Origin of the sequence: Ferrimonas sediminum, from assembly GCF_900100175.1 — a bacterium.
Taxonomy (GTDB): domain Bacteria; phylum Pseudomonadota; class Gammaproteobacteria; order Enterobacterales; family Shewanellaceae; genus Ferrimonas; species Ferrimonas sediminum.
The window spans coordinates 1-6,757 of record NZ_FNEM01000035.1 but is presented as its reverse complement, the minus strand read 5'-3'; the positions used below and the strand labels follow the sequence as shown (position 1 = coordinate 6,757).

Here is a 6,757-nt window from a genome sequence, read left to right as displayed (position 1 = left end):
GCATGAACATGCAGCTCTACCCCTGGTTGAAGCAGAGGCTGAAACTGGTGACCAACACCCTGCTGTGGCTGTCACTGATGCTGATCTTCCTGTCGAGGACGCCGGCCATCGGCTCCTACGAGCCGTTCTCGATGCTGTTCTCGCTGGATGGCCTGGGGGTGCAGTGGTACATCCTGCCGCTCAGCCTGTTCGGTGCCTTTCTTGTCAGTGATTTCTGGTGTCGCCTGCTCTGTCCCCTGGGCCGTTTCCTCAACTACAGCCTGGAGATGCGTGCAAAAACGGTACAACAGATGAAAAAGCGGCGCCGAATCGCCGTTAAGGAGATAACTCATGAATCAAACCTCTCTGAAGGCGTCAAAGCCGGCGTCGCCGTCCAGGCGCAAAGCGAGTAGGAGGGCTTCTGCCGACACGGCGAAGCCGGCCGAACGTCTCCTCACGGCGTCGATGTTCGCAGTGACGCTGTTGGTGATTGGCCTGTTTCTGGTGCAGCAATTGATGCCGACCCATTAGCGACACTCAGATGGCTGGCGGCAGGAGGCCGTCAGCCACCCATATTGCACGGAATTTAGCGAGTGTTACTTTAGGTACAGCGGAGCGAATCATGTCCCGTTCTTTACTGGATACCAGGCTTAGAAGCCTGCTGAAAGAGAGTCGCGATCGTCTCAAGGTGCGGGAGCTCTGTTATTGCTATGACATCGCCAACCCCGGTGACTGGCGCCGCCGATTGAAAGACAATCGCAGGTTCTTGAGGAGTTTTGTTAAGCGTCGACATCTGTTTGCCAGCTCCAAGCAGGCCCTGCAGCTGTGGCGAAGGAAGAGCAGTTTCATTGCAGAGGCGCGCCTAAATCTGGCGCCACTGTTTAACCAGGCGGTGTTTGTCTGGCCCGAACATCAGCTTCCCCCCCGGCTGCAGCGGCAGATAAAGGAGATGGGTGCAGCCTCATTGGTGACCATCTCCATACCCTGCCGGTTGTCGACACGGTTTACCGGCAGATTCACCTTGATGGTGCAAGCCGGCGAGCAGGTGGAGCATCTGAAGGCGAACCTGGCCGAGATCGAGCAGTACCTGTCGCAACTGCAGATGGAGATCATCATGAGCCATGGTAAAGAGATCAATCCGCTCATCGATTACAACATCGTCAGCCCGGTTTCGGCTTACGTGCTTGCCTGCCTGGCCGAGGGCCAGGATCGAGAGCAGGTGTCGAAGCAGCTGAGTCTGACCCTGCGCGGGGTGGACTACCACATCGGGGTATTGAAGGAGGTGCTCGGCGCCAGGACCGTGGCGCAAATGATGTTCGAGGCAGCGCGTTGCCGGTTGGTTTAGCCCACAGTGCCTCTCATCCATATTGGAGCCGGTTGGTCATAGCTCCGTTTGATGTTCTTCTCGTTACCTTACGGTGGCAGAAGGGAGTGCATGGGCGCGGAGCTGAACCGGCGCCACTCGGGTGTTTAGAGCAGAGTTCTAAGTAACCCGGCACTGCCGAGTTGAACGTATCCCTTGGTGGCAAGTCATTGAAACATGCGTCTGGCCACTAGAAATGAGAAAAGGCGACCTTTTGGTCGCCTTTTTGTTAACTGTGATTCTCGACAGAGATTAGCAGTAATCAAACCAGGATCACCCTTAGTGCCGAGGGCGATAGGCTCAGCGGTTACAAAACCCGGAGTGGATCACGGCCTGGATCCTCGAAATGGACGATCATGGTGAATGTTATTTTCTTTGGGTGCGGTAGATGAAAATCGAAGATTTTTCTCTGTTCAATATGATTGTGGAGTATGGGAGCCTGAGTGAGACAGCCCGCGTCCTCGGGGTACCGGCGTCAAAGCTTTCTCGTCGTATGGCCCAATTTGAACAACATCTGGGGGCGCGCTTGCTGGAACGCACCAGCCGGGGATTGACGCTGACCGAAACCGGCGCGCAGGTGCTGGAGAGAAGCAAGCGTATTCTGGCAGAGATGGAGGAGATGGAAGCGACGGTTGGCCGGTCGCAGCAGCAGGCCGAAGGCGCCATCACCGTGGCTGCGCCGCTGGATTTCGTCAATCTGGTCTGTCGCCCGGCCCTTGCCAATTTTCATGAAACGTTTCCTGGTCTGCAACTGAAGTTTATCTCTTATCAGAGCCGCCAGAACCCCATGGAGGTGCAGGCGGATTTGGTGCTGTTTGTCGGCCATGATACCCCGCCCGATTGCTCCATGGTGGCCCGCAAGCTGCTAACCATAGACCGCTGCTTTGTGGTCAGTCCGGACTTCAAGACTCGGCATCCGGAACTGGTGCATCCTCGTCAGCTTGGCAGGTACCCCTGTCTGCTATCGGCCAAGGGGGCGCAACTGGCCCACCGGTGGTTGTGGAGTGAGGCAGGTCAGGTGCATGAGGTGGAGGTGAGCGGACCGCTGGATTCGGAGATCAATGAGTTGTGCATATCAGCAGCCGAAGACGGTTTGGGTGTTGCCTGGGTGCCGCCGTTGATGTGTCAACGGCAATTGCAACAGGGTAGCTTGGTGAAACTGTTTGATGGTAACTATTCAACCCCGATTACTACCTGGGGCATGTATTCGAGTCGCCACTATTTGCCAAAGCGGGCCAAGATCGTGCTGGATTTTTTTGCCAAGGGATTTTCTACCATCGACTGAATTACTATCTATTAGGCAATGGTTTGTCTAGGCACGATTTTTTTCGCGCTAAAGGTTACTTTGAATTAAAATAGCCGGCATCAAAGTTTGACCAATGATGCCGGCTATTTAATGTGTTGGCTTCTGTTTAAATTAGAAAGATTTGGTTAGGGTAAGCACAACCGAGGAACCCTCGGTGGTGTTCTTACTCTCAAATTCATGGACGTAACGCAGGTTTCCTTGCACCAGCCAGGGCAGATAGAAAAGATTCATCTCCGCACCTATGCCAAAGTTTCGTTTCCTGTCGTCGGCAATAACGCCGTGGCCATTTTTACTGTCATCGCTTATTTGCCAGGTGGCGCAGTAGGTAAAACCGGGCTCCATTAACCAGGTGTGGTTAAGGTGGAACTGTTTGCCGATACCCCCTTCGACCACAAATTCGGCTCCAGGGCGAATATCTGTGTCATCCTGTTTGCCGTGCACCAAGGTTCGGGTCAGGGCGCTGATGGACCAGGATTTGTCCTCATCCAGATAGTAGGTGGCCCCGGCGGACATCATACCGGACCAGTAGCCAAAGCCGGGGGAGGCCGCTTTGTTCGCATCATAGTCTCCGGTGGGGGCGATGATCGCCAGTGCAAATGCTGCATCGAAGCGCTCACGAAACCAGAACAGTGACAGGGGCTCAATAATCACATCGCTCAGGGACAAGCTGTGGCTTCCCTTGACCCCCAGTGGTTCGATGGACAGATCCTTGTCAACCAAGGGGATGAGAACGTTATAGCCCCAGTTGGCACCCAGGATCTTCTTTTCGGTGACGTGGACAAAGCGGTGCACCTGGGCAAACAGATCCAGGTCGAAATCCAGGCCGCTGTCACGGCCGGAGTCATTGGTCATGGTGGAGGCTTGGTACCAGGTGTTGTAGAGACGATAGTGCAGCCCCGGTGGTGGCGCACTGGCCGCCTTGACCCCCTCTGCGCCGAGTGGATAGTGGGAGCCAGAGGTGGCAGCGAGGGCGGAGGAAGCGCAAATTAGGCCGGTAAGGGCAGCCAGGGAGCTGAGTGCGAGCGTTTTGTGTTTCATATGGAGTTCCATAATCAAATTGAGTTACATCCTGAAGACGTACTCAATGTCATTTTTCATCAACCAAAAACGGATAGATGTAACCAGTCCTTGATTTAATTAGACCGGTCCTTCTATTAATTGGTGGTGTTAAAGTTTACTCCCCTGGTTTTTAGCTTTGAATTTGGGAAGTCCGGGGAAAGATATAAATAGATTCCCTCATGGTCAATAGGGCTTATCATCAATCAGGTGGGTATTAATTAAATTGATTTTTACGGCAGTGCTCAAGGGGTCAAAATTAAATCCCCTGGAGTAACGGTTGTCGTCAATGGACGCATTTGCCGTGATCTTGTGTCGGGGGTGAGGGGAAATTGTGATGTGGCTCACTCTCTATTTTTTGGCGCCATGCGTTTTTTGCAAACCGGCTTTCTAAATATAGGCATACTTAATTTTCTTATCCCTCTATAGACTTTTTTCACCGAGATTAATTGATATTGGTTATTGCCAATGTCTGAGCGAAGGTGAAACTATGAGTGAACAAGAAAAACAGGGCCTTGATGAGCAACAGGCCGATGAGCAACAGGTCGATGCCAAGCGTCGACAACTGCTTAAGCTGAGTGCCGGTACGGTCGCCGGTGTCGGCGTGGTCGCCGGTGCCGGCGCCTGGGTTAAGGGGCGCATGGAGGGCATTGAGCACGATGGATTTCCCAACGAGATCGGTGCAGATTTCAAGCCGATGGACCAGCGTAACGTCAACCAGACCTATGCCCTGAGTAAGAAACTTCAGGCACAACATCCGGAGCGTGACCTCAACTTCGGCGTCGAGAGCCTGGGTCCTATCCAGCCTGGCGAAAAGCCGATGCACATGGGGGAAGCATTTCACCGCTTCCTGACCGGCGCCGAGCGCTACGACAACGACAAGATCGGCTACACCCAGTTGGACTATGCCCTGGAGGAGGCTTGCTGGCATGGTTCCATGTCCTTGGCTCCCCTGGTGCAGGCCGGTGTTCCGGGTCAGGGAATCCTGACCTGGGATCAGTCAGATGTTCATGAGCACAAGTACCCCTTCAAGGATTCGGTGGAGAAGGTCAGTGCCATTAAAACCGCGGCCAAAACCATCGGCGCGGCAAGGGTAGGCATCTGCCGTCATGATCCGCGCTGGGACTACAACCCCTTGTATAACGTGCTGACGGAGCAGACCCTGACCTGGGAGGAGGATTTCCCCTTCAAGCCCAAGAGCGTCATCGTGATGATTGTCCCCATGGATTATGAAGCGATCGCCTGTGCTCCGATGATCCCCCAGTCTGCCACTGCCGCGCAGGGGTACAGCAACATCGCCATGCTGGCCGGGCAGATGGCCAAGTTTATTCGGGGTCTGGGTTTCCAGGCGGTGGGGGCCACCAATGACCTGGGTAACTCCGTGGCTTATGCCATTTCCGCCGGCCTGGGTGAGGGATCCCGCAACGGTGCCATGGTGGCGCCAAATCTGGGTCCTCGGATTCGTATCTGCAAGGTGTACACCGATCTGGAGCTGGATGAGGTGGCGTACGACAAGCCCCGCACTTTCGGTATTCAGGAGTTCTGCGAGAACTGTAAGCGTTGTGGTGATGCCTGTCCCTCCGGTGCAATCTGCATGGACGACAAACCCTCCATGGGACCCACCTACCCGGGCGGTGACGATCCAGAGTACACCTGGGACGTGAACAAAGGGGTGCGCAAGTTCTACAGCGATCCGAAGAAGTGCCTCAAGTTCTGGGCCGACAATGGCGGTGACTGCGGTGCCTGTATCGCTGCCTGTCCCTGGAATAAACCGGATTTCTGGCACCACCGCCTGATCGATGCCTCCAACACCTTCACCGGCGGTACCGTGCACGGATTGATGACCAAGGCCGACATCCTGTTCGGGTACGGCAACGTCAACGACGAGGAAGCGGTGATCAAGTTCTGGAAAAGTGGTTTTAGCGGCGATTTTGTTTAAGGAGTCTGACAGATGATGGGATTAATGTGGTACCTGATGGGGATGGCAACCACCGGTGCAATCTGGGGTTATCTTGCCCTGAGCCGGCGATACCGTTTGGGAGCCATGGCGAATGTGGCGCTGTTTGGCACCTTTGCCCTGGGCTGGCTGTGTGTGGGCTGGTCCTGGGGCTCCTTCGCCGAGGGCGAGCCCCAGTCCGGCGCCATGGGACTGATCTGCTTTGGCCTGTCGACCATGGTGTTGGCGGTCCTGAGCTGGCGGAACTTCATCCGCCCCTTTAAGAGGGCGTAACGCCGCCGTCTTGAGTGTCCCCGGCACCTTGTCGGGGACACCCGTTCTTTTCGAGGAAACCTATGTCTCAACGAATCTCCAACCGCTCCTCCCGCAGCCGGGGCAAAGCGGGTCGCTTTCCCTGGTTGAGGTTGGCCGCCTGGTTGTCGCTGGCGGTCGCTTTTGGGGTGGGCATGATATGGCAACAACCCGATTACGGTCGCTTGTTGCAACAGGCGTTCCCCAAGGGGGAGGTCACCGCGCTCGAGGGCGCCAGTGGTGACCAGTTTCGATTGGTTCTCGGTGACCGGGAGTACCTCCTGAGCCTGGCAGAATCACAGGGCTACGGTGGTCCGATGCTGGTGGCGACCCGCATTGGCGCCAGTGGACGCATTGTCGACACCCACCTGCTGACCCACAAGGAGACCCCCGGCTACATCTTCCGCTTTAACGAGGGCAAGTTCTATCGCCAGTTCGACGGTAAACCGGTCAACCGGAATATCCGTCTCGGCGACGACATCGATGCGTTGACTGGCGCAACCCTCACCTCCCGGGGACTGACCACGGCGGTGCGTGAGGCGGCGCACAACAGCGTCGAGCACTTCGAGTTGCCGGCCAACTGGCAGGAGCCCGGGTTCGAGGCCGGCCTCAAGGAGCTGATGGCGATTCTGCTGTTTGCGGCGGCCTTTATGAACAAGCGGGTGCCCCGTAAGCATCAGAAACGTTACAACCAGGCTCTGTCGATCGCGTCGGTGGTGCTGATCGGCTACTGGCTCAACTCGGCGCTCTCTATCGCCCTGATCGGCTCGCTGCTGCTGGGCTACATCCCCTCACCGCAACAGCA

The 6,757-nt window shown here is 55.8% G+C and carries 7 protein-coding genes; 6 read left to right on the top strand and 1 reads right to left on the bottom strand.

Annotation, left to right across the window (positions count from 1 at the left end):
• The 3 genes from BLT77_RS19770 to BLT77_RS19760 form a co-directional block, all read left to right on the top strand.
• A partial coding sequence (locus BLT77_RS19770) for a hypothetical protein (protein WP_218126965.1) occupies nucleotides 1-392 on the top strand: 392 nt, incomplete at its 5' end.
• Between the two features lie 209 nt (nucleotides 393-601).
• Nucleotides 602-1,324, top strand: coding sequence for a helix-turn-helix domain-containing protein (locus BLT77_RS19765; RefSeq protein WP_090368555.1), 723 nt, complete (start codon nucleotides 602-604; stop codon nucleotides 1,322-1,324).
• A 406-nt stretch (nucleotides 1,325-1,730) separates the two neighbouring features.
• A complete protein-coding gene (locus BLT77_RS19760; RefSeq protein ID WP_090368553.1) occupies nucleotides 1,731-2,627 on the top strand; it encodes a LysR family transcriptional regulator in 897 nt (298 codons plus the stop codon).
• A gap of 132 nt (nucleotides 2,628-2,759) precedes the next feature.
• On the opposite strand, the gene BLT77_RS19755 is transcribed toward BLT77_RS19760, so the two are convergent.
• The gene (locus tag BLT77_RS19755; protein ID WP_090368551.1) at nucleotides 2,760-3,686 is read right to left on the bottom strand and encodes a SphA family protein; all 927 of its coding nucleotides are present in this window, start codon (nucleotides 3,684-3,686) and stop codon (nucleotides 2,760-2,762) included.
• A 508-nt stretch (nucleotides 3,687-4,194) separates the two neighbouring features.
• On the opposite strand from BLT77_RS19755, the gene BLT77_RS19750 reads away from it, so the two are divergent.
• From BLT77_RS19750 to BLT77_RS19740, 3 genes are all read left to right on the top strand, one after another.
• Nucleotides 4,195-5,643: a reductive dehalogenase gene (locus BLT77_RS19750; protein ID WP_090368549.1), complete on the top strand. Its 1,449-nt coding sequence runs from the start codon at nucleotides 4,195-4,197 to the stop codon at nucleotides 5,641-5,643.
• A gap of 12 nt (nucleotides 5,644-5,655) precedes the next feature.
• Nucleotides 5,656-5,934, top strand: a complete 279-nt coding sequence (locus tag BLT77_RS19745; RefSeq protein WP_090368547.1) for a tetrachloroethene dehalogenase — start codon at nucleotides 5,656-5,658, stop codon at nucleotides 5,932-5,934.
• A 62-nt stretch (nucleotides 5,935-5,996) separates the two neighbouring features.
• The coding region (locus BLT77_RS19740; protein ID WP_143026693.1) for an FMN-binding protein at nucleotides 5,997-6,757 on the top strand (761 nt) is incomplete at its 3' end.